Annotated in this window: 4 protein-coding genes; 2 read left to right on the top strand and 2 right to left on the bottom strand. The window is 76.6% G+C overall.

Annotated features, from left to right (window positions below):
* Window positions 1-153: 153 nt before the first annotated feature.
* Both ABTZ03_RS08515 and ABTZ03_RS08510 read right to left on the bottom strand, forming a co-directional pair.
* Window positions 154-693: a PadR family transcriptional regulator gene (locus ABTZ03_RS08515; RefSeq protein ID WP_350512119.1), complete on the bottom strand. Its 540-nt coding sequence runs from the start codon at window positions 691-693 to the stop codon at window positions 154-156.
* A gap of 184 nt (window positions 694-877) precedes the next feature.
* A complete protein-coding gene (locus ABTZ03_RS08510) occupies window positions 878-1354 on the bottom strand; it encodes a flavodoxin family protein (protein ID WP_350512118.1) in 477 nt (158 codons plus the stop codon).
* Window positions 1355-2334: 980 nt separating this feature from the next.
* Here ABTZ03_RS08510 and ABTZ03_RS08505 point away from each other — a divergent pair.
* Both ABTZ03_RS08505 and ABTZ03_RS08500 read left to right on the top strand, forming a co-directional pair.
* Window positions 2335-3696, top strand: a complete 1362-nt coding sequence (locus ABTZ03_RS08505; RefSeq protein WP_350512117.1) for a serine hydrolase domain-containing protein — start codon at window positions 2335-2337, stop codon at window positions 3694-3696.
* Window positions 3697-3946: 250 nt separating this feature from the next.
* Window positions 3947-22813 carry a non-ribosomal peptide synthetase gene (locus ABTZ03_RS08500; protein ID WP_350512116.1) on the top strand — a complete coding sequence of 6289 codons (18867 nt, stop codon included), beginning with the start codon at window positions 3947-3949 and terminating at the stop codon, window positions 22811-22813.
* The last annotated feature ends 8 nt before the right edge of the window (window positions 22814-22821 follow it).

Genomic DNA, 22821 nt, shown 5'->3' with positions numbered 1-22821 from the left:
CATAGCGAGGGCCGGGGGGTGCGGTGCGAGCTGCGGTGATGCGCAATTCCGGTTCGTCGGCGTGTTGTTCGAAGGGGCGCGCGGGCCGGTCGTACGCGCCCGGCGGTCCTCCCCGGTTCGGCGGCGTTCCGGGGTTCGGCGGCCTTCCCCGGCTCAGCCGGCCGCCGGGTCCTCCAGGGCGGCGAGGGTCTCCGTCAGCCAGGCCCGCTCGGCGGCGCCGGAGGCGCGGGCGACCAGCAGCATGCCGCGCCGGAACGGGTTCGGCTCCCGTTCGGCGGTGACCGGGCGGCCGTCCCCGTCGTAGAAGAAGCTGCTCGGCGCCTCCAGGAAGGCCAGTCGGCGGCGCAGCACCGCGGCCTGCCGGGGCGGGTCGGCCAGCTGGTGGAGGAATGCGGCGAGGGCGAAGAAGCGGATCTGGTCGGTGATCTCGCCCTGCTCCGGGTCGGCCAGCCGGCGCAGCAGTTCGACCCGGCCCGCCTCGGTCAGTTCCAGGGTCTGGCGCGGCGCGGCGCCGCTGCCGGGCTCGGTGCGGCGGTGCAGCAGCCCGCCCTTCTCCAGTCGGGTGATCGCGGGGTAGAGCGCGCCGTCGCTGACCGGGCGGACGTGACCGGTCAACCCGGTGATCCGGGACTTGAGTTCGTAGCCGTGCAGGGGCTGGTCGTAGAGGAAGCCGAGGATCGCGAGGGTCAGCACGGTCGGAGCCCTTTCGTCGGAGTGCGCCCCATGATGCGCCCTGGAGCGCGGCTCGTGCTACCTCTTGTCGATGCACCTCGGATCGATGTATATCCAGGTGATGGGGCCGGCGGAGACGGTGGGGCCCCGGGGGCGGGTGTCGGCGACGGCCGGGTGAGGGCGCGTCGCCGACCCGCGTCGGCGCTCAGGATGCGCTGCCCGTCCGGGCGGTGAGGGCGGCGGCGAAGGTGTGGGCCGCCGCCAGGTCGCGGGCGTCGGGGCGGTTCTTGTTGATGCCGCCGATCGGCTTGAAGGGGAGCCAGGTGTCGTGGCCGCGGGCCGTGAAACCGTCGATCACCTCGAAGCCCTTCGCCGCCAGCCGGCGCTCCAACGGGCGGGTGAACGGGCGGAAGCCCGGCTCCGGGAGGCCGCTGGTGGCGAACACGAAGGCCCGGCACGGCTGTCGGGTGGCCGGGAGGGCGTGCACGAAGCGGCGCAGGCGCGGGTGGAGGCGGCCGGTGAAGACGCCCGAGCCGAACCCGACCAGGTCGGCTTCGGCGAGGTCGGCCGGGTCGAGCTCCTCCGGTTCGACCACCTGGGCGGCCAGCGGCCGGGCGATGGCCTCGGCGATCCGCCGGGTGTTGCCGTGGGACACCGAGACGCACACGATGACGGCCTTCATGATGCTGCTCCCTTCGCTCCGCGGGTGCGGGGGGTGCGGAACGTCCGCGCCCACCAGAGGGACCGGGTGGCGCGGGGGAACGTGACATCGCCGTCCGGAGCGGGCCCGGGCGGGGCGGGGAGCCGAACCGAACGGGACGGGACGGGACAGGGCGTCGGCCGGCCCCAGGCGCATCCCTTTCCCCGATGGCAACTCCCGTCACATTCCCGCACACCCGCCCCGGCCGTCATTCCGGTCACTCTGTCGAGCCTGCGAAAATCTGGTATCGGCCAGCCGGAGGCGGACTGCCACGGTTTCGGCCAACCAATTCACATCCGTCATCAGGGGTTCCGCCCGTGGTCGGGAGCCACACCAGGGTTTTTGCCGGTCCGATTCCTATGAGAATTGCTTTCCGTTCAATCGGAAGGGGTTGCGAGCGGGTGATCGGCCGTGAAGACTGTTCCGCGTTCGACTTTCGGAGCGTTCGAGCCGTGTTCGGGTCGCCAAGGATTGCGCCGGTTCCCCGGCTGTTGCGGCGGGTTCCGTTCGGTGGCCCGGGGAAGGGCGTAGGGGGGATCACGATGCCGGATGGGGCTACCGCTCGGGGTGCGGGCCGAGAGGGCCGCAGGCCGGTGTGTTCGGGGTGGCCGTCCGGTCCGGCGGGCCGGGCGCGGGCATTCGGTTGCCCGGAGTTTGCCGAGTAGCGGGGAAATCGGGTCGTATTCGTGCCACCCGGCCGTGGCACGACGTCGTGGCCCGGAACCGCTCCGCGTGCGCCGTTGTCGCGCAGTGTCGCGCCGGTAGCCGACTCCATTCGTGTTCCTGCCGTACCGGCCCCGGCCGGGACGGCGTCCGGTCATTCCCGTTGTCCGCGCGGTCTTTGCGCCGTTGCGCGCCGGGCGCCGGAAATTTGGCAAGGCGTTCCTCAGTAATCCGGAAATTCATCCGCGGGCGCCGGCAGCAGCCCGCGGCCGAGAACCACTCAACGGGAGCCACCGCCCATGCCGTACCCCGCCTTGGCGCCGGTCCGCGAGCGCACGCCGCAGCTGTTGCGGCGGGCTTTGCAGGAACGGCTCGACACGCTCGCGCGCCGCCACCGGGTGCCCGGTGCCCAACTGGTGCTGGACACCGGGTCGGAGGTGCTGGCCCTGCACACCGGTGTGGCCGACGCCGCCACCGGTGCCCCGTTCACCGGGGACACCGCCGTACCGGTCGGCTCGCTGACCAAGCCCTACACCGCGGCCCTGGTGCTGCTCCTCGCCGACGACGGGGACCTCGACCTCGACGACCGGGCCGCCGCCCATCTGCCGGAACTCCGGCACCTTCCCGAAGTAACGATTCGCCAGCTGCTCAGCCACACCGGCGGGCTGCCCACCGGCCCGGACTCCGACGCGGCCGCCCGGACCACCGCGGCGCACTACCTGACCTCGGTCTGCACCGCGCAGGACGCGCTGTTCCGGCCGGGGACGGGCTTCTCCTACTCCAACGCGGGCTACGTCGCGGCCGGACGCCTGGTGGAGGCGGTGACCGGGATGCCGTGGCCGGAGGCCGTCGCCGCCCTGCTGCTGGAACCGCTCGACACCGTGCCCGCCTTCGTCGACACCGTCACCACCGCCGCCGCGCCCGCCCGCCCGGTCGCCGCGGGGCACGCCCGCAACGCCGCGACCGGGCGGGTCCGGCCGGTCCGGCAGAACCTCGCCCCGCTGGAGGCGCCGGCCGGAGCGCTGCTGGTGAGCGCCGCGGACCTCGCCGCGCTCGGCGCCGCCGCGATCGGGCGCTCCAAGGTGCTGCCCCCGGACGCCGCCGAGGAACTGCGCCGCCCGCAGCCCGGCGCCCGGCCGGGCGCCCTGGCCGACGGCTGGGGGCCGGGCCTGGCGCTCTACCGCCAGGACGACCGGCTGTGGTGCGGCCACGACGGCAACGCCATGGGCACCTCCTGCCACCTGCGGGCCGAGCCGGACGGCGGCACCGTGGTCGCCTTCACCGGCAACGCCGGTTCGGCCACCGCGCTCTGGCGCGAACTCACGGCGGACCTGCACGAGTTGACCGGGATCGCGGTGCCCGCCGCGATCGCCCCGGTGGCCTCGGGCGAGCCGGTCGTGCCGCCCGGGTGCGTCGGCGGCTACGCCAACGGCGGCATCCGGTACCGGGTCGAGCCGACCCGCGACGGAGGGCTCACCCTCTCCGTGGACGGTGACCTGCCGCTCCCGCTGCGCTGCTACGCCGACCTCAGCTACGACCTGCTGGACCCGGAGACCGGCCGCCCCGAGCCCGGCGGGTGGTTCCACCGGGACCCCGACAGCGGGGTGGTCGACCGGGTGCAGGTGTCCGGGCGCACGGCCCGCCGCGTCGGGCCCGCCTGAGCGGCGCCGCACCCGGCGGGCCGCACCCGGCGGGCCGCACCCGCCGTACGGAACCCGCCGTACGGAACCCGCCGTACGGAACCCGCACCACCCGCCGCCCGGCTCACCCCGGCGCGGACCCGCACCGCCTGTTCTGCCGTCACACCCGCACCACCGCACCACCGTCACACGCCCCCCGCAGCACCGGGGTCTGGTCCCCGCCCGTTCCGGTGCCCGCGTCGTGCCCTCCCCGTCCGGAAGGACCTTCGCCATGTCCGCCCAGCCCGCCCAGTCCGCGCGTCCGTCGGGCGCCCCGCCGCAGCCCCGGGGCGCCGGGGTGCCGGAGGGTGCCGTCGACCCGTCCCCGGCCGGGCGGACGCTCCACGGACTGTTCGCCGCCAGGGTGGCCGAGGCGCCGGACGCGCCCGCGCTGACCGACGGCCGACGCACCTGGAGCTACCGGGAGTTGGCCGACCGGGTCGACCGGCTGGCCCGGTCGCTGAGACTGCGCGGCGCCGGTCCCGACCGGACGGTGGCGCTGGTGCTGCCGCGCTCGATGGAGCTGGTCGCGGCGGAGCTGGCGGTGGCCCGGGCCGGTGCCGCCTTCCTGCCCGTGGACCCCGGCTACCCGGCCGAGCGGCGGGCGATGATGCTCGCCGACGCCGCGCCCGCGGTGGTGCTGGACGATCCGGCCCGGGTCCGCGCGGTCCTGGAGACGGCCGACACCGCCGAAGCCGCCGACACGGTCGACACCGCCGAAGCCGCCGAAGCCGAAGAGACGGTGGAGGTGGGCCCCGACCACGCGGCGTACGTCATCTACACCTCCGGCTCCACCGGGACGCCCAAGGGCGTGGTGGTCACCCACCGGGGCATCGCCGGGTTCACCGCGGCGGCTGTCGAGCGCTATGCGATCCGGCCCGGGGACCGGGTGCTGCAGTTCTCCTCGCCGAGCTTCGACGCCTCCGTCCTGGAACTGTTCAGCTCCGTGCTGGCCGGGGCCACCCTGGTGGTCCCGCCGGACGGTCCCTGGCTGGGCGCCGAACTCGCCGCCGTGCTGGACGAGCAGCGGATCACCCATGCGCTGATCCCGCCCGCCGCCCTGGCCACCGTGCCGGCCGGCGCCGGCCGGCAGCTGCGCACCCTGATCGTCGGCGCCGAGGCCTGCCCGGCCGACCTGGTCGACCGCTGGGCGCCCGGCCGACGCATGATCAACTCCTACGGTCCGACCGAGGCCACCATCGTCGCCACCTGGACCGGCCCGCTCACCGCCGGCAGCGGCACCCCGACCATCGGCGGCGCGCTGCCGCACACCCGGGTGCACGTCCTCGACGCCGCCATGAACCCGCAACCGGCCGGTACCGACGGCGAGTTGTACATCGGCGGCGAGGGCGTCGCCCGCGGCTACCTGGGCCGCCCGGGCCTGACCGCCACCCGCTTCGTACCGGACCCCTTCGGGCCGCCCGGCGCCCGGCTCTACCGCACCGGCGACCGCGCCCGGTGGACCGCCGACGGGCAGCTGGAGTTCCTCGGCCGCCTCGACCGGCAGCTGAAGCTCCGCGGCTTCCGGATCGAACCCGGCGAGATCGAGGCCGCGCTGCGGGCCCACCCGGCCGTCGACCAGGCCGTCGTGGTGGTCCGCGAGGACGAGCCCGGCCGGCCCCGGCTGGTCGGCTACGCCACCCCCGCCGACCAGGGGAACGCCCCGGACCCGGCCGCCCTGCGGACCGCCCTGGCCGCCGCGCTGCCCGCCCACCTGGTGCCCGCCGCCGTGGTCGTGCTGCCCGCGCTGCCGCTCACCCCGCAGCTCAAGATCGACCAGCGCGCGCTGCCCGCGCCCGCCCGCGCCGAAGCCCGCGAGCCGGTCGCCCCGCGCACCGACGCGGAACGCGCCCTGGCCGCCGTCTGGGCCGAGGTGCTCGGCGTCGACCCGGTCGGCGTCGGCGACGACTTCTTCGAGCTGGGCGGCGACTCCATCCTCGCCGCCCGCACCCTGGCCCGGACCGCCGAACGGCTGGGCGTCCGGCTCACCCTCCGGGACGTCTTCACCGCCCGGACCGTCGCCGCCCTGGCCGCGCTGCTGGACGACCGCCCCTCCGCCGCCCCGCCCGCGCCGATCCCGCCCGCCCCGGCCGGCCGGCCGGCGCCCGCCTCCGCCGCCCAGCGCCGGCTCTGGTTCCTGAACGACCTCGACGCCGGCGGCACCGAGTACAACACCGGGGTCGCCCTGCGGCTGCGCGGCACGCCCGACACCGAGGCGCTGCGCCGGGCCCTGCACCGGCTCGCCGAGCGCCACGACTCGCTGCGCACCACCTTCGGCACCGTCGACGGACGGCTCGTCCAGCACGTCGCCGCGGCCGTCGAAGTGCCGCTGCGCACCGCCGACCTGGGCGCGCTGCCCGCCGAGGAGCGGGAAGCCGCCGCCGAACGCCTGCTGACCGAGGAGCTCGGCCGCCCGTACGACCTCGCCGGCGGTCCGCTCACCCGGGCGCTGCTGGTGCGCCTCGCCGACCGGGACCACCTGCTGCTGCTCGGGCAGCACCACATCGTCACCGACGGCTGGTCCGTCGGCGTGCTCACCCGCGAACTCGCCGCGCTCTACCGGGCGGAGGCCACCGGCGAGCCGGACGGACTGCCCGCACCCGCCCTCCAGTACCCCGACTTCGCGCACTGGGAGCAGCACCGCGCGGACCCCGGGACGGCTGCCGACCTCGGCTACTGGAAGCACTGCCTGGCCGACCTCCAGCCGCTCCAACTGCCCACCGACCGGCCCCGGCCCGCGCTGCGCACCACCGCCGGCGCCGCCCACCGCCACCACCTCCCGGCCGAACTGGTCGCCCGGCTGCGGCACTTGGCGGCCGGGCGGGGCACCACCGCGTTCACCCTGTTCGCCGGCGCGGCCGCGCTGCTCTTCGCGCGTTACTCCGGCCAGCGGGACATCGCCTTCGGCACCGTCACCACCGGGCGCGAGCGGCGGGAGCTGGAGGAGGTCACCGGCTTCTTCGTCAACACCGTCGTGCTGCGCGCCGACGTGGACGGCCGGGCCACCGTCGACCGCTTCACCGAGACCATGCGCACCACCCTGCTGGACGCCTTCGCCCACGCCGCCGCGCCCTTCGACCGGGTGGTCGAGGAACTGGCGCCGCCCCGCGACCCGAGCCGCACCCCGCTGGTGCAGGTGCTGGTCGTCCAGCAGACGCCCGCCGCCACGCCGTCCGGCGGCGGCCTGGCCTTCGCGGAGCACCCGCTGCCCCGCCCGGCCGCCCGGTTCGACCTGGTGCTGGAGTTCACCCCGGACCAGGCCGGCGGCTGCGCGCTGACCGTGGAGTACAACACCGACCTGTACGACCGGCGCACGGTCGCCCGGATGGCCCGGCACCTGCACCGGCTGCTCGCCGGGATGGCGGACGGCCCGCAGCGCACCCTCGCCGAACTCCCGATGCTCTCCGAGGAGGAGCAGCGCACCCTGCTCGACTCCTGGAACCCGCCGGTGGGCGGCGGACCGGACACCCCCGGCGCCGTGCTGCCCGGGCTGTTCGAGGCGCGGGCCGCCGAGGCCCCCGGGCGCACCGCCGTCGTCCACGGCCCGGTGCGGCTGGACTACGCGACGGTGAACCGGCGCGCCAACCGGCTGGCCCGGCTGCTGGTCGCCCGGGGTGCGGGCCCGGACCGGCTGGTCGGGATCTGCCTGCCGCGCTCGGCCGAACTGCCGGTCGCGGTCTGGGCGGTGCTGAAGTCGGGCGGGGCGTACCTGCCGGTGGACCCGGGGTACCCGGCCGAGCGGATCCGGCTGATGCTGACCGACGCCGACCCGGCGATCGTGCTGGCCACCCGGGAGACCGCGGCCGCGCTGCCGCCGGGGTTCCCGGTGCTGCTGCTGGACGAGCTCCCGGAGCCGGACGCCGAGCCGGTGTCCAAGGAGTCGACGTCCAAGGAGTCGACGTCCAAGGAGTCGACGGACGCGGACCTGACGGACGCCGACCGGATCGAGCCGCTGCTGCCAGACCACCCCGCCTACGTCATCTACACCTCCGGCTCGACCGGCCGCCCCAAGGGCGTCGTGGTCACCCACCGCACCGTCGCCGTCCTGGCGGACTGGGCCGCCGAGCGCTTCGGCCCGGACCGGCTGGCCCACGTGCTCGCCGCGACCTCGCTCAACTTCGACGTCTCGGTCTTCGAACTGCTCTGCCCGCTGCTGGTGGGCGGGTCGGTCGAGGTGGTCGCCGACCTCACCGTGCTCGCCGAGACCGACGGCGCGGAGCCGCGTCCGGTCGGCCTGCTCAGCGGGGTGCCCTCGGTGGTGTCCCGGCTGATCGCCGGGGGAGCGGCCCCGGTCGACCCGGAGACCGTGGTGCTGGCCGGCGAGGCCGTCACCGCCCGGGCGGTGCGGGACCTGCGGCAGGTGCTGCCCGGCAGCGCGGTCGCCAACCTGTACGGCCCCACCGAGGCCACCGTGTACGCCACCGCCTGGTTCGCCGGCGACCGGCTGCCGGAGCAGGCACCGCCGATCGGCCGGCCGATCGGACTGACCCGGGCCTATGTGCTGGACTCCGGACTGCGCCCGCAACCGACCGGAGTGGTCGGCGAGTTGTACCTCGGCGGCGGTGGCCTGGCGCGCGGCTACCTGCGCCGCAGCGGGCTGACCTCCACCCGGTTCGTGGCCGACCCGTACGGCGAGCCGGGCGGCCGGATGTACCGCACCGGGGACCTCGCCCGGTGGAACGCCGACGGCGACCTGGAGTACGTCGGGCGGATCGACCAGCAGGTCAAGGTGCGCGGCTTCCGGATCGAACTGGGCGAGGTGGAGGAGGCCCTGCGGCGCTGCCCGGGCGTCGCCGAGGCGGCCGCCGCGGTCGTCGACGGCGACGGCAACCGGCGTCTGGTCGGCTACGTGGTGCCCGCCCCGGACGCCGGCCCGACGCCCGAGGAGGTGCGCCGCGCGCTCGCCCTGACCCTGCCCGACCACCTGGTGCCCGCGACCGTCCTGCTGCTGCCCGCCCTGCCGCTCAGCCCCAACGGCAAGCTCGACCGCGGCCGGCTGCCCGACCCCGGGCCGGCCGAGCGGACCGTCCGCCACGTCGCCCCCCGCACCTCCGCCGAGCACGCGCTCGCCGCGATCTGGACGGACGTCCTGCGGCTGGACCGGGTCGGCGCCGACGACAACTTCTTCGACCTCGGCGGCGACTCCATCCTCGGCATCCAGGTGGTGGCCCGGGCCCGGCAGGAGGGGCTGCCGCTGACCTCCCGGGACCTCTACCGGCACCAGACGGTGGCCGCGCTGGCCCGCTGCGCCGACGCCGCCGAACGCCCGGCCGCCGTCCCCGCGGTGGCCGCGAGCGGCCCGGGCGTGCCCACCCCGATCCAGCGCTGGTGGTTCGAGCAGTCCGCAGGCCGGGCCGGGCACTTCAACCAGGCGCTCTCCCTGCTGCTGCCCGCCGACCTCGACCCGGCGGCGCTGGAGGAGGCGCTGAACGACCTGGTCGGGCACCACGACGCCCTGCGCTCCTCGTTCGAGGGCGGCGAACCGGACACCGTGCGCTGGCGGGTCGAGGACCGGACCGCCCGGTTGCGGCTGGGCCGGCACCACGGACCGGACGACGACACCCCGCACTTCGGCCCGTTCGACCTGGGCGGCGGAGCGCTGCTGCGCGCCGTGCTGCACGAGCGCGGCGCGGGCCGGCCGCCGGTGCTGCACCTGGCCGTCCACCACCTGGTGGTCGACGGGGTCTCCTGGCGGGTCCTGCTGGAGGACCTCGACACCGCCTACCGGGCCCGCCGCGCGGGCCGGGACGGTGCGGGCGCGCTGCCCGCGAAGTCCTCGCCGCTGCGTCAGTGGTCCCAGCGGCTGGCCGAGTTCGCGGCCGCGGGCGGCTTCGAGGACGAGGCGGAGTACTGGGCGCGGGCCCTCCCGCAGGGCGCCGAGTCCGGCCTCGGTTCCGACTCCGACTCCGACTCCGGCTTCGGCTCGGAGTCGGCTCCTGCCGCCGACCCCTTCCCGGCCGACGACCCGACCGGCGCCGACGACTACGCCTCGGCCCGCGAGGTGACCGTCCGGCTGACCCCCGCCGACACCGCCGTCCTGCTGCGCACCCTGCCCGACACCTACCGCACCCAGGCCAACGACGTGCTGTTGGGCGCCCTCGGCCGCGCCCTGTGCGGGGCGAGCGGCCGGGACCGGGTGCTGGTCGAGGTCGAGGGGCACGGGCGCGAGGAGCTGTTCCCCGAGCTCGACCTCGGCCGCACCGTCGGCTGGTTCACCACCCGCCACCCGGTCGCCCTGGCGGTGCCCGCCGGGGCCGACTGGGACACCGTGCTCAAGCAGGTCAAGGAGCAGCTGCGGGCCGTCCCCCGGCGCGGCCTCGGCTTCGACGCGCTGCGCCACCTCGGCCGCCCCGGGACGGCACCGGCCGCCCCGGCCGCCCGGATCAGCTTCAACTACCTGGGCCGGATGGACGTTTCGGACGGCACCGGCACCGGCACCGGCACCGGCGACGCCGACGGCACGGGCCGGCCCGGCGGGCTGCTGCGCGGCACCTTCCGCCCGCTGGAACTGGACGCCGACCCGGCCGCCCGGCGCCCGCACGCCCTGGAGGTGATCGGCCGACTCGTCGACGAGAGCCTGGAGTTCACCTTCTGCTACGCCGGTTCCCGGCACCGCCCGGCCACCGTCGAGGCACTGGCCCGGCGCTACGCGGAGGAACTCGCCGACCTCGCCCGCTTCGCCGCCCGCCCCGACGCGGCCGGCCGGACCCCGTCCGACTTCCCGCTGGCCCGGCTCGACCAGCCGGCCGTCGACCGGATCGCCGGGGACGACCCGGGCGCGATCGAGGACGTCCTCCCGCTGACGCCCACCCAGGCCGGAATGCTCTTCCACGGCCTCGCCGAGGAGGACAGCGGCGCCTACTTCCAGCAGCTCGACTTCGTGCTGGACGGCGTGCCCGACCCGAGGCGGCTGGCCGAGGCCTGGCAGTGGGTGAGCGACCGCACCGAGGTGCTGCGCGCCGAGGTCCGCTGGCAGGGCGTCCCCGAGCCGGTGCTGGTGGTCCACCGCCGGGCCGAGCTGCCGGTCGCCCGGCTGGACTGGCGCGCGGTGCCGGAGCCCGACCGCCCGGCCCGGCTGGCCGAACTGCTGGACCGCGACCGGGCCCGCGGCCTCGACCTCGACCTGGCCCCGCTCCAGCGGCTGGTGCTGATCCGCCTCACCGACGACCGGGTGCGGGTGCTGTGGTCCTTCCACCACCTCGTGCTGGACGGCTGGAGCCTGTTCCAGGTGCTCTCGGACGTCTTCGCCGTGCACGCCGCGCTGGCCCGGACCGGAGCCGGGGCGGACGTCCCGTACGGCACCGTGCCGGAGCGCCGGCCCTACCGCGACTTCGTCGCCTGGCTGCGCGAGCGCGACACCGCCGAGGCCGAACGGCACTGGCGGGAGCGGCTGGCCGGGGTCACCGAGCCGACCCCGCTGCCCTACGACCGCGAACCGCGGCAGAGCCACCGCGCGGAGTCCACCCGGGCGGTGCCGTTCACCCTGCCCGCCGCCGCGACCCGGGCCCTGGAGGAGCTCGCCCGGGGCGCCGGACTCACCCTGAACACGGTGGTCCAGGGCGCCTGGGCGATCCTGCTCGGCCGCCAGGCGAACCGCGCCGACGTGCTGTTCGGCACCACCTCCTCGGGGCGGCCGCCCGAGCTGCCCGGCGTGGAGACGATGACCGGGCTGTTCATCACCACCCTGCCCACCCGGACCGCGGTGCCCGCCGACGGCACCCTGCTGGACTGGCTGCGCGCCCTCCAGGAGGCGCAGAGCGAGGACCGCCGACACGGCTTCCTGCCGCTCACCCGCCTCCGGGCCGGTACCGGACTCCCGGAGCAGAGCGCCCTGTTCGACAGCCTGGTGGTCTTCGAGAACTACCCCGTCGACGAGGACGCGGCCGCCGCCCACGGCCTGCGGCTGCGCGAGCTGGACGGCATCGAGACCACCAACTACCCGCTCGCCCTGCTGGCCTACCCGGGGCCGGAGCTGGCCCTGCGGCTGTGCTACGACCCCCGGCTGTTCGACGCCGCCACCGTCCGGCGCACCGCCCGGCAGCTCACCGCCCTGCTGACCGCCCTGCCCGGGGCGGCCGGGCGCCCGCCCGCGCGGATCCCGCTGCTGGCCGCCGAGGAGCGCCGCCGGGTGCTGGTCGACTGGAACGACACCGCGGTCGAGCGGCCCGAGCGGGACATCGCCGAGCTGTTCGCCGAACAGGTCCGGCGCGTCCCCGGGGCGATCGCCCTGGAGGCGGGCGAGGAGAAGCTGAGCTACCGCGAACTCGACGCCCGCGCGGCCGGGTTGGCCGGGCGGCTGGCCGCGCTCGGGGTCGGCCCGGAGCGCCCGGTCGGGGTCCTGATGGACCGTTCCGTCGCGCTGGTCGTGGCCCAGCTGGCCCTGGTCCGGGCCGGCGGGGTGTACGTCCCGCTGGACGGCCGGGCGCCGCGCGAGCGGCTGCACCGGATGCTCGCGGCGGCCGGCGCCGAACTGCTGCTCACCGACGCCGAGTGGGCCGCGACCGCCGGTGAACTGCTCCCGGCGGAGCGGGTGTTGCGCGCCGACCGGCCCGGACCGGCCGAACCGGCCGGACCGGCACCGGAGGCCGCGCCGGTCCACCCCGACCACCTCCAGTACCTGATGTTCACCTCCGGCTCCACCGGCACCCCCAAGGGCGTCGCGGTGCGCCGCCGGGACGTCGCCGCGCTCGCCCTGGACCGGGCCTTCGCCGGGCACGACCGGGTGCTGGTGCACTCCCCGCACGCCTTCGACGCCTCCACCTACGAACTCTGGGCGCCGCTGCTGCACGGCGGCACCGCCGTCCTCGCCCCGCCCGGGGACCTGGACGCCGCCGCCGTCCGGCACGCCGTCCGCGAGCAGGGCGTGCGTCACCTGTTCCTGACCATCGGGCTGTTCCGGCTGATCGCCCAGGACGACCCGGGCAGCCTGCGTGGTGCCCGGGAGGTGTGGACCGGCGGCGAGGCGGTGCCCGGCGCGGTGGTGGGCCGGGTGCTGGAGGCCTGCCCCGAGCTCACCGTGGTCGACGTCTACGGTCCGACCGAGACCACCACCTTCGCCACCCGCCGGCCCTTCCGCGCCGGCGAGCCGCTGCCCGCCGTGCTGCCGATCGGCCGCCCGCTGGACAACACCCGGGCGTACGTCCTGGACGGCGCGCTGCAGCCTCAACCCCCGGGCATCACCGGTGAGTTGTACCTCGCCGGGGCCGGACTCGCGCGCGGCTACACCGGCCGGCCGGGGGAGACCGCGGCCCGGTACCTGGCCGACCCCTACGGTCCGCCCGGCAGCCGGATGTACCGCACCGGGGACACCGTCCGCTGGAGCGAGGACGGCGAACTGCACTTCGTCGGCCGTGCGGACGACCAGATCAAGATCCGCGGGTTCCGGATCGAACCCGCCGAGATCGAGGCCCGGCTGACCGCCCACCCGGCCGTCGCCGAGGCCGTGGTCTCGCTGAACCGGGACGGCGGGCGCAAGCGGCTGGTCGCCCACCTGGTGCTGGTGCCCGCCGAGGCCACCGGGGCCGCCGAGAGCGCCGGGGCCGCCGGTCACGCGGCACCGCCCACCGCCGCCGAGCTGCGCGCCCACCTGGCCGCCGACCTGCCCGACTACATGCTGCCCGCCGCCTTCGTCACGGTGCCCGAACTCCCGCTGACGGCCAACGGCAAGCTGGACCGCGGCCGGCTGCCCGCCCCCGACTGGTCCACGGCCGGCGGCGCCGCCCACCGCGCCCCGCGCACGGAGGCCGAACGCGCCCTCGCCGGGATCTGGGCGGACCTGCTCGGGGTGGAACGGGTCGGCGTCGACGACGACTTCTTCCTGCTCGGCGGGGACTCCATCCTGAGCATCCAGGTGGTCTCCCGGGCCCGCGCCGCCGGACTGGCGCTGTCCCCCCGCGACCTGTTCCGGCACCCCACCGTCGCCGCGCTGGCCGCGGCCGCCGGCACCGCCGTCACCGTCCTCGGCACCGAGACGGTCAGCGGCGAGGTCGCCCTGACGCCCATCCAGCACTGGTTCCTCGACCCGGGCCCGGCGCAGGCCCAGTACTTCAACCAGTCCCTGGTGGTGGAGGCGCCCGGCGCGGTCGACCCGGCGGCGCTGCGCCGCGCCCTGACCGCGCTGTGGGCCCACCACGACGCCCTGCGCTGCCGCTTCACCCCCGGCCCGGACGGCGACTGGCAGCAGCACTGCGCCCCCGCCGACGCCACCGCCCCCGAGCTGCTGGAGGTCCACCCGGGGGACGACGAGGCGGCGGTGACCGAGGCCGCCCAGGCCGGCTTCCGGCTGGACCGCGGGCCGTTGTTCACCGCCCGGCTGTTCACCGGCGGCGACCGGCCCGACCGGCTGCTGCTCGCCGTCCACCACCTGGTGGTCGACGGCGTCTCCTGGCGGGTGCTGCTGGAGGACCTGGAGACCGCCTACCGACAGGCCGTCGAGGGCCGCCCGCTGCGGCTGCCCGCCCGCACCAGCTCCGTCCGGGAGTGGACCCGCCGACTGCGCGCCCACACCGCGGACGGCGGCTTCGCCGACCAGCGCGCCCACTGGGCGGCCGCCGCCGCGGCCTGCGCCGCGCCGCTGCCGGTGGACGGCGAGGGCGGCAACACCGCCGCCGACCTGCGCAGCGTGACCGTCCGACTGGACCGCGAGCGCACCGAGCGGCTGCTCCGCCAGGTGCCCGCGGTCTACCGCACCCGGATCGACGACGTGCTGCTCACCGCCCTCGGCCGGGCGCTCGCCGACTGGACCGGGCGGCGCACCGTCGCCGTCGGCCTGGAGGGGCACGGCCGCGAGGAGGGGCTGTTCGACGGCGTCGACCTGTCCCGCACGGTCGGCTGGTTCACCTCGCTGTACCCGGTCGCCCTGGAGATCCCGGACGTGCCGGACGGCTCGGACGCCCCGGACGCCTCGGACGGCGACTGGGGCGCCGCGCTGAAGTCCGTCAAGGAGCAGTTGCGCGCGGTGCCGGACCGCGGCCTCGGCTACGGCGCGCTGCGCCACCTCGCCCGGGACGCGGTGCTCACCGACGCCCCCGCCCCCGGGATCAGCTTCAACTACCTCGGCCGCTTCGACTGGTCCGCCGCCGACGCCGCCCTGGTGCGCGCCGTCCCCGGCGGCCTCGGCGGCGCGGAGGCGCCCGGCACCGAGCGCCCGCACCTGCTGGACGTGGTCGCCCGGGTCGAGGACGGGCGGCTGGAGATCGGCTGGCACTACAGCGCGGGCCGGCACACCGAACGGACCGTCACCGACCTGGCCGAGGCGATGCTCCGCGCGCTGGAGGGCATCCTCGCCCACTGCGCCCGCCCCGGGGCGGGCGGCCGCACCCCGTCCGACTTCCCGCTGGCCCGGCTGGACCAGGCCGCGGTGGACCGGATCGCCGGGGACGGCCGGAGCGTCGCCGACGTCCTCCCGCTGACGCCGATGCAGGCGGGCATGCTGTTCCACAGCCTGCTGGAGCCGGACGGCGGAACCTACGTCAACCAGGTCCAGCTGCTGCTGACCGGGGTCACCGACCCGGGGGCGCTGGCCGAGGCCTGGCAGCGGACCGCGGACGCCAACCCGGTGCTGCGCACCCGGCTCAGCTGGCAGGACACCGCCGAGCCGGTGCAGGTCGTGCAGCAGCGGGTGGTGCTGCCGGTGGCCCGGCACGACTGGAGCGAGCAGTCCGCCGAGGAGGTCGAGCGCGACACCGCCCGGCTGCTCGCCGCCGACCTGGCCGCCGGCATCGACCTGGCCGCCGGGCCGCTGCTGCGGCTCTCGCTGATCCGGCTCGCCCCCGACCGGGTCCGGCTGGTGTGGACCTTCCACCATGTGCTGCTGGACGGCTGGAGCGCCGCCCAGGTCTTCGACGAGGTCTGCGAGCGCTACGCCGCGCTGACCGCCGGACGCCCGCCGCAGCTCGCCGAGCGCGCGCCCTTCGCCGACTACCTGCGCTGGCTGTCCGAGCAGGACCAGGCGCGGGCCGAACGGTACTGGCGGGACACCCTGGCCGGCTTCCCCGCCCCCACCGAACTGCCCCGGGACCGCCGCCCCGCCGGGGCCCACCAGGCCGCCGCCTCCGCCAAGGTGCGGATCGGCCTGGGCACCGGGCTCTCCGAGCGGCTGCGCGACACCGCCCGGCAGGCCGGGCTCACCGTCAACACCGTGCTCCAGGGCGCCTGGGCGCTGCTGCTCTCCCGCTACGGCGGCGGCGAGGACGTGGTGTTCGGCACCATCGTCTCCGGCCGGCCGGCCGAACTCCCCGGCGTCACCTCGATGGTGGGGCTGTTCATCAACGCGCTGCCGACCCGGGCCCGGATCGACCCCCGGCGCCCGCTGCGGGACTGGCTGCGGGAGCTCCAGGACACCCAGTCCGAGGCCCGCCGGTACGACGCCGTCTCGCTGGCCCAGCTCCAGACCTGGAGCGAACTGCCGGGCGGCACCGGACTGTTCGACAGCATCCTGGTCTTCGAGAACTACCCGTTCGACGCCGGGTCGCTGAGCCGGTACGGCCTGTCGGTGGCGACCGAACACGTCCTGGAGCCGACCAGCTACGCGCTCAGCGTGGTGGTCAACCCCGGCGAGGCCGTCGAGATCGACCTGGACCACGACCCGGCCGCCTTCGACACCGTCACCGTCGAGGGGCTCGGGGCGAGCCTGCGCACCCTGCTGGCGGCGCTGGCCGACGGCCTCGACCGGACCGCCGGGGACCTGCCGCTGCTGGCCCCGGAGCAGGGCCGCGCACTGGTCGAACGCCTCGGCGGGCAGCGGCTCGCGCTGCCGAACGGCACCCTGCCGGAGGCCTTCGCCCGGCAGGCCGCCCGCACCCCCGACGCCCCGGCCGTCCGCTGCGGCGACACCCTGCTGAGCCACCGGGAGCTGGACGAGCGCTCCAACCGGCTGGCCCGGCTGCTGATCGCGGCCGGGGCGGGCCCCGAGCGCTTCGTCGCCCTCGCGCTGCCACGCACCGCGGAGCTGGTGGTGGCGCTGCTCGCGGTGCTCAAGAGCGGTGCCGGCTACCTGCCGGTCGACCCCGGCTACCCGGCCGAGCGGATCGCCTACCTGTTCGAGGACGTCCGCCCCGACGCCGTGATCACCGGCCTCGGGTCCCAGCAGCGGCTGCCGGAGGGCCCGTTCACCCGGATCGTCCTGGACGACCCGGACTGCGCCGCCCGGCTGGCCGCCGCGTCCGCCGAACCGGTGGACGCGCAGGAACGATCCGCCCTACTGCTGCCGGGCCACCCCGCGTACGTCATCCACACCTCCGGCTCGACCGGCCGCCCCAAGGGCGTGGTGGTCGCCCACGCCTCCGTGCTGGCCCTGACCGACTGGGCGGAGCGGGAGTTCGGCGACCGGGGCCTGGCCCACGTGCTCGCCGCGACCTCGCTCAACTTCGACGTGTCGGTGTTCGAGCTCTTCGCGCCGCTGCTCGCCGGCGGCTGCGTGGAACTCGTCCGGGACCTGCTGGCCCTCGCCGAACGGCCCGGCCCCTGGGAGGCCGGACTGGTCAGCGCCGTGCCCTCCGCCCTCGGCGGGCTGCTGGCCGAGAACACCGTACGGCTCGGCGCGCAGACCGTGCTGCTGGCCGGCGAGGCCCTGCCCGCCCGCACCGTGCGACAGCTCCGGGAGGCCGTCCCCGGCTGCCGGGTGCTCAACGTCTACGGCCCCACCGAGGCCACCGTCTACGCCACCGCCGCCCTCTGCGACCCGGCCGACCCCGACCGCGACCCGCCGATCGGCCGACCGGTCGGCGGCGCCCGCGCCTACGTCCTGGACGAGCGGCTGCGCCCGGTGCCCGTCGGCGCACCGGGGGAGCTGTACCTGGCCGGCACCGGCGTGGCCCGCGGCTACCTGCGCCGCCCCGGCCTGACCGCCGCCCGCTTCCTGCCCGACCCCTTCGGCCCGCCCGGCGCCCGGATGTACCGCACCGGGGACCTGGTGCGCTGGACGGCCGGCGGTGACCTGACCTACCTCGGCCGCGCCGACGACCAGGTCAAGGTCCGCGGCTTCCGGATCGAACTCGGCGAGCTGGAGGCCGCGTTGGCCCGCCACCCGCAGGTCGCCGCGGCCGCCGCCCGGGTACTGGAACAGGACGGCCACAAGCGGCTGGTCGGCTACGCGGTGGCCCGCGACGGCGACCTGCCGGACCCGGCCGAGTGGCGGGCCTTCCTCGGCCGCACCCTCCCCGACCACCTGGTGCCCGCCCTGGTGGTGCCGCTGGAGCGGCTGCCGCTCGGCGCCACCGGCAAGCTCGACCGGCGCGCCCTGCCCGTACCGACCTGGCACACCCCGGCCGCCGGCGGCAGCACGCCGCCGCGCACCGACGCCGAACGCACCCTGGCCGCGATCTGGGCCGAGGTGCTCAAGGTCCCCGACGTCGGCGCCGAGTCCAACTACTTCGCACTCGGCGGCGACTCCATCCTGGGCCTGCAGATCGTCTCGGCGGCCCGCCGGGCCGGCCTCACCCTGACCCCGCGCGACCTGTTCGCCCACCAGACGCTGGCCGAACTCGCCCGCGCCGCCGAGCAGTCGCCGGTCGCGCCGGGCGCCGACGACCAGGGCCCGGTGACCGGCGACGCCCCGCTCACCCCGATCCAGCACTGGCTGTTCGACACCCTCGACGGGGACCCGGCCCGGCTCACCCAGTCCGTCGCCTACCGGCTCGCCCCCGACACCGACGAGCGGCTGCTGCGGGACGCGCTGGCCGCCGTCCTGACCCAGCACGACGCGCTGCGCCTGCGCTACCGGCCGCTCGCCGACGGCCGGTGGCACCAGTACTTCGCCGAACCCGCCGAGGACCCCGGTCCGACCATCCACCGGCCGCGCAGCGCCGAGGAGTTGGACCGGCTGCGGGAGGAGCTCGCCGAGGGCTTCGACCTGGCCGCCGGACCGCTGCTGCGCGCCGCGCTGTGCCACCTCCCGGACGACCCGCACCCCGTGCTGCTGCTGGCCGCGCACCACCTGGTGGTGGACGCGGTGTCCTGGCGGCTGATCCTGGAGGACCTGGACACCGCCCACCGCGCCCTGCGGGCCGGGCGCCGGCCCGACCTCGGCGCCAGGACCTCCTCCTACCGGGCCTGGGCCGAGCAGCTCACCCGGGCCGCCGCCGAGGGCGACTTCGACGGCCAACTCGCCCACTGGCAGGGCCAGCGGGCCGAACCGCCGACCGCCCTGCCGACCGACCTGGCGGGCGCCAACACGGCCGCCGAGGAGGAGACGCTGACCGTCGCCCTGGCCGCCGAGGAGACCACCCGGCTGCTCCAGGACGTGCCGGAGGCCTACCGCACCCGGGTCAACGACGTGCTGCTCTGCGCCCTCGGCCGGGTGCTCGCCCGCTGGACCGGACGGGACACCGCGGCGGTCGCCCTGGAAGGCCACGGCCGCGAGGGCCTCTTCGGCCTCGACCTCTCCCGCACCGTCGGCTGGTTCACCGCGATGTACCCCGTCGTCCTGGACGTCCCCCGCACCGCCGACACCGGCACCGTGCTCAAGGCCGTCAAGGAACGGCTGCGCGCCGTCCCGTCCGGCGGCGTCGGCTACGGCGCCCTGCGCTACCTGAGCGACACCCCCGACCTGCCCGGACTGCCGCAGATCGGCTTCAACTACCTCGGCCGACAGGACTGGAGCGCCACCCCGGGCGGCCTGCTGCACTCCCCGTACGGGCCGCTCACCGGCGGCCTGGACCGCACCGCGGAACGGCCGCACCTGCTCGACGTGCTCGGCCGGGTCGCCGACGGCCGACTGGAGTTCAGCTGGTCCTACTCCCGCGAACGGCACCACCGGGCCACCGTCGCCCGGCTCGCCGCCGAACTGCTCGACGAACTGCGGGAGATCACCCGGTACTGCACCGCACCCGGGGCCGGCGGTCGGACCCCGTCCGACTTCCCGCTCGCCCCGCTCGACCAGGCCACCGTGGACCGGCTGGTCGGCGACGGGCGCGAGGTCGCCGACCTCCAACGGCTCACCCCCACCCAGACCGGCATGGTGCTGCACGGCCTGGACGAGGCCGGCAGCGGCCTCTACGTGGAGCAGCTCACCTTCGTGCTGGACGGCGCCCGCGACCCGGGGGCGCTGGCCGCCGCCTGGCAGCACGTGGTCGACCGCACCCCCGTGCTGCGCACCGCCGTCGCCCTGCGCGACGTCCCGGTGCCGCTGCAGGTGGTGCACCGGCGGGCGGCCCTCCCGGTCACCCACCACGACTGGAGCACCCTGCCCGAGGCGGACCGCGGCACCCGGCTGGACCGGCTGCTCGCCGAGGAGCGGGCCCGCCCGCTCGCGCTGGACCGCGCCCCACTGCTGCGGCTCCACCTGATCCGGCTCGGCCCGGACGCCGTCCGGGTGGTGTGGACCTTCCACCATGTGCTGCTGGACGGCTGGAGCGTCTTCCACGTGCTCGCCGACGTCCTGGCCGCGCACGCCGCGCTGGCCGCCGGGGAACGGCCGGACCTGCCCGAACGCCGGCCCTTCGCCGACTACGTGGGCTGGCTCGCCGCCCGCGAGCGGACCCGGGACACCGCCCGGGCGGCCGGCGCCGACCCCGCCCCCGAGCACTGGCGCACGGTGCTCGCCGACCTCGCCGCGCCCACCCCGCTGCCCTACGACCGCCGCCCCGCCCCCGGCGCCACCACCCGCTCCGGACAGTGGCTCTCGCACCGGCTCGACCCGGCCGCGACCGACCGGCTGCGGGACTTCGCCCGCCGCCACCGGGTCACCCTCAACACCCTGGTGCAGGGCGCCTGGGCGCTGCTGCTCGCCCACCGCAGCGGCGAGGACCGGGTGTGCTTCGGCACCACCGTCTCCGGGCGCCCGGCCGACCTGCCCGGCGCCGACGCCATCGTCGGCCTGTTCATCACCACCCTGCCGGCCCGGGTCGCCGTCGACGGCGACCGCGGCTGCGCGGACTGGCTGCGCGCCCTCCAGCAGGAGCGCGCCGAGGACCGCCGGTTCGAGCACGTGCCGCTGGCCGAGATCCAGGGCCTCAGCCAACTCCCGCCCGGCACCCCGCTGTTCGACAGCCTGGTGGTGATGGAGAACTATCCGGTCGACGAGTCGACGGCCGGCGCCCACGGCCTGCGGATCCGCGAACTGGACGCCCGGGAGGCCACCAACTACCCGCTCACCGTGGTCGTCTCGCCGGGGGAGCGGCTCGCCGTCGAACTCGGCCACGACCCCCGCTACCTGGACCGGGAGACCGCCCGCGGCCTGGCCGACCAACTGCTGCACATCCTGGACGCGCTGGCCGCCACCGACGGCACCGTCCGGCTGGCCGAACTCGACCTGCTGCCGCCCGGCGAACGGGACCGGCTGCTGCGCGGACCGGCCCGTCCGGAGCCCGACCCGGCCGACCCGGTCGTCCCGGTGAGCCTGCCCGCCCTGGTCGAGGCCGCCGTCGACCGCCGGCCGGACGCCGTGGCACTGAGCGCCGACGGCCTGGAACTGACCTACGCCGAACTGGAGGCCCACGCCAACCGCCTGGCGCACCGGCTGATCGCCCGCGGCGCCGGCCCCGGCCGACTCGTCGCCCTGCTGCTGCCGCGCTCGGCGGACATGCTGCTGGCCGAGCTGGCGGTCGCCAAGACCGGCGCCGCCTTCCTCCCCGTCGACCCCACCTACCCGGACGAGCGGGTGGAGTCGATGCTGCGCGACGCGGCGCCCGCGCTCACCCTGGACGCCAAGGAGACCGCCGCCCTGCTGGCCGCCGCACCGAACGGCACCGCCGCACACCGCCCCACCGACGCCGACCGGACCCGCCCGCTCGACCTCGACGACCCCGCCTACGTCATCTACACCTCCGGCTCCACCGGCACCCCCAAGGGCGTCGTGCTCACCCACCGCGGCCTGGCCGGCTTCGCCGCCGCCGAGGCCGCCCACTACCAGGTCGCCCCGGGGGACCGGGTGCTGGCCTTCGCCACGCCCAGCTTCGACGCCTCCGTGCTGGAACTCTGCCTGGCCCTGCCGCACGGCGCCCGGCTGGTGGTCCCGCCGCCCGGGCCGCTGCTCGGCGCCCAGCTGGCCGACCTGCTGCGGGCCGAGCGGATCACCCACACCCTGCTGCCGCCCGCCGCCCTCGCCACCCTGCCGCCCGACACCCCCGGCACACTGCCCGCGCTGCGGACCCTGATCGTCGGCGCCGAAGCCTGCGGCGCCGACCTGGTCGCCCGCTGGGCCCCGCACCACCGGATGGTCAACTCCTACGGCCCCACCGAGGCCACCGTGGTCGCCACCTGGTCCGCGCCGCTGACCGCCGACGGCGCCGCCCCGCCGATCGGCCGCCCGCTGCCCGGCACCGGCGCCTATGTGCTGGACGCCCGACGGCGCCCGGTGCCCGACGGCACCCCGGGCGAACTCTGGCTGAGCGGACCGGCGCTCGCCCGCGGCTACCTGGGCCGCCCGGGCCTGACCGCCGCCCGGTTCACCGCCGACCCGTACGGGCCGCCCGGCGGCCGGATGTACCGCACCGGCGACCTGGTGCGCCGCGACCGCCACGGCGAACTGCACTACCTGGGCCGCACCGACCACCAGCTGAAGCTGCGCGGCCACCGGATCGAGGCGGGCGAGGTCGAAGCCGCCCTGGTGCGCCACCCGGCCGTGCTGGACGCCGTGGTGGGCATCCGGGAGGACGAGCCCGGACAGCCCCGGCTGGTCGCCCACCTGCTGGCCGCCCCCGGCGCCGAACCGCCGACCGGCGCCGAACTGCGGGCGCTGGCCGCCCGCTCACTGCCCGGCCACATGGTCCCGACCGCCTTCGCCGTCCTCGACCGCTTCCCGCTCACTCCCGGCGGCAAGACCGACCGCGCCGCGCTGCCCGCACCCGAGCCCGCCACCGGGCACGCGCTCGAAGGACTGGCCCCGCGCACGCCCACCGAGGAGGCGGTCGCCGAGCTGTGGGCCGAGGCACTGGGCACCGCGGTCGGCGTGACCGACGACTTCTTCCTGCTCGGCGGCGACTCCATGCGGGCCCTGCTGATCGCCTCCCGCGCCAACGACGCCTTCGGCGTCACGCTCACCCCCCGCGACGTACTGGTCTCCCGCACCGTGGCCGACCTGGCCGAACTGGTGGAGGACCTGGTGCTCAGCGAACTCGAAGACGCCGCGTCCGGCGACCCCGACGATGACGAACGGTGAGGATCCGA

Origin of the sequence: Kitasatospora sp. NPDC096077, assembly GCF_040303245.1 — a bacterium.
Classification (GTDB): Bacteria; Actinomycetota; Actinomycetes; order Streptomycetales; family Streptomycetaceae; genus Kitasatospora.
The sequence above is the reverse complement of the archived record's forward strand: the minus strand, read 5'-3'. Positions and strand labels throughout refer to the sequence as shown.

What these genes read in the sequence shown, in the direction of transcription:
- ABTZ03_RS08510 (WP_350512118.1), bottom strand. Translation starts at nt 1,354, where the DNA reads ATGAAGGCCGTCATCGTGTGCGTCTCGGTGTCCCACGGCAACACCCGG.
- ABTZ03_RS08505 (WP_350512117.1), top strand. Translation starts at nt 2,335, where the DNA reads ATGCCGTACCCCGCCTTGGCGCCGGTCCGCGAGCGCACGCCGCAGCTG.
- ABTZ03_RS08500 (WP_350512116.1), top strand. Translation starts at nt 3,947, where the DNA reads ATGTCCGCCCAGCCCGCCCAGTCCGCGCGTCCGTCGGGCGCCCCGCCG.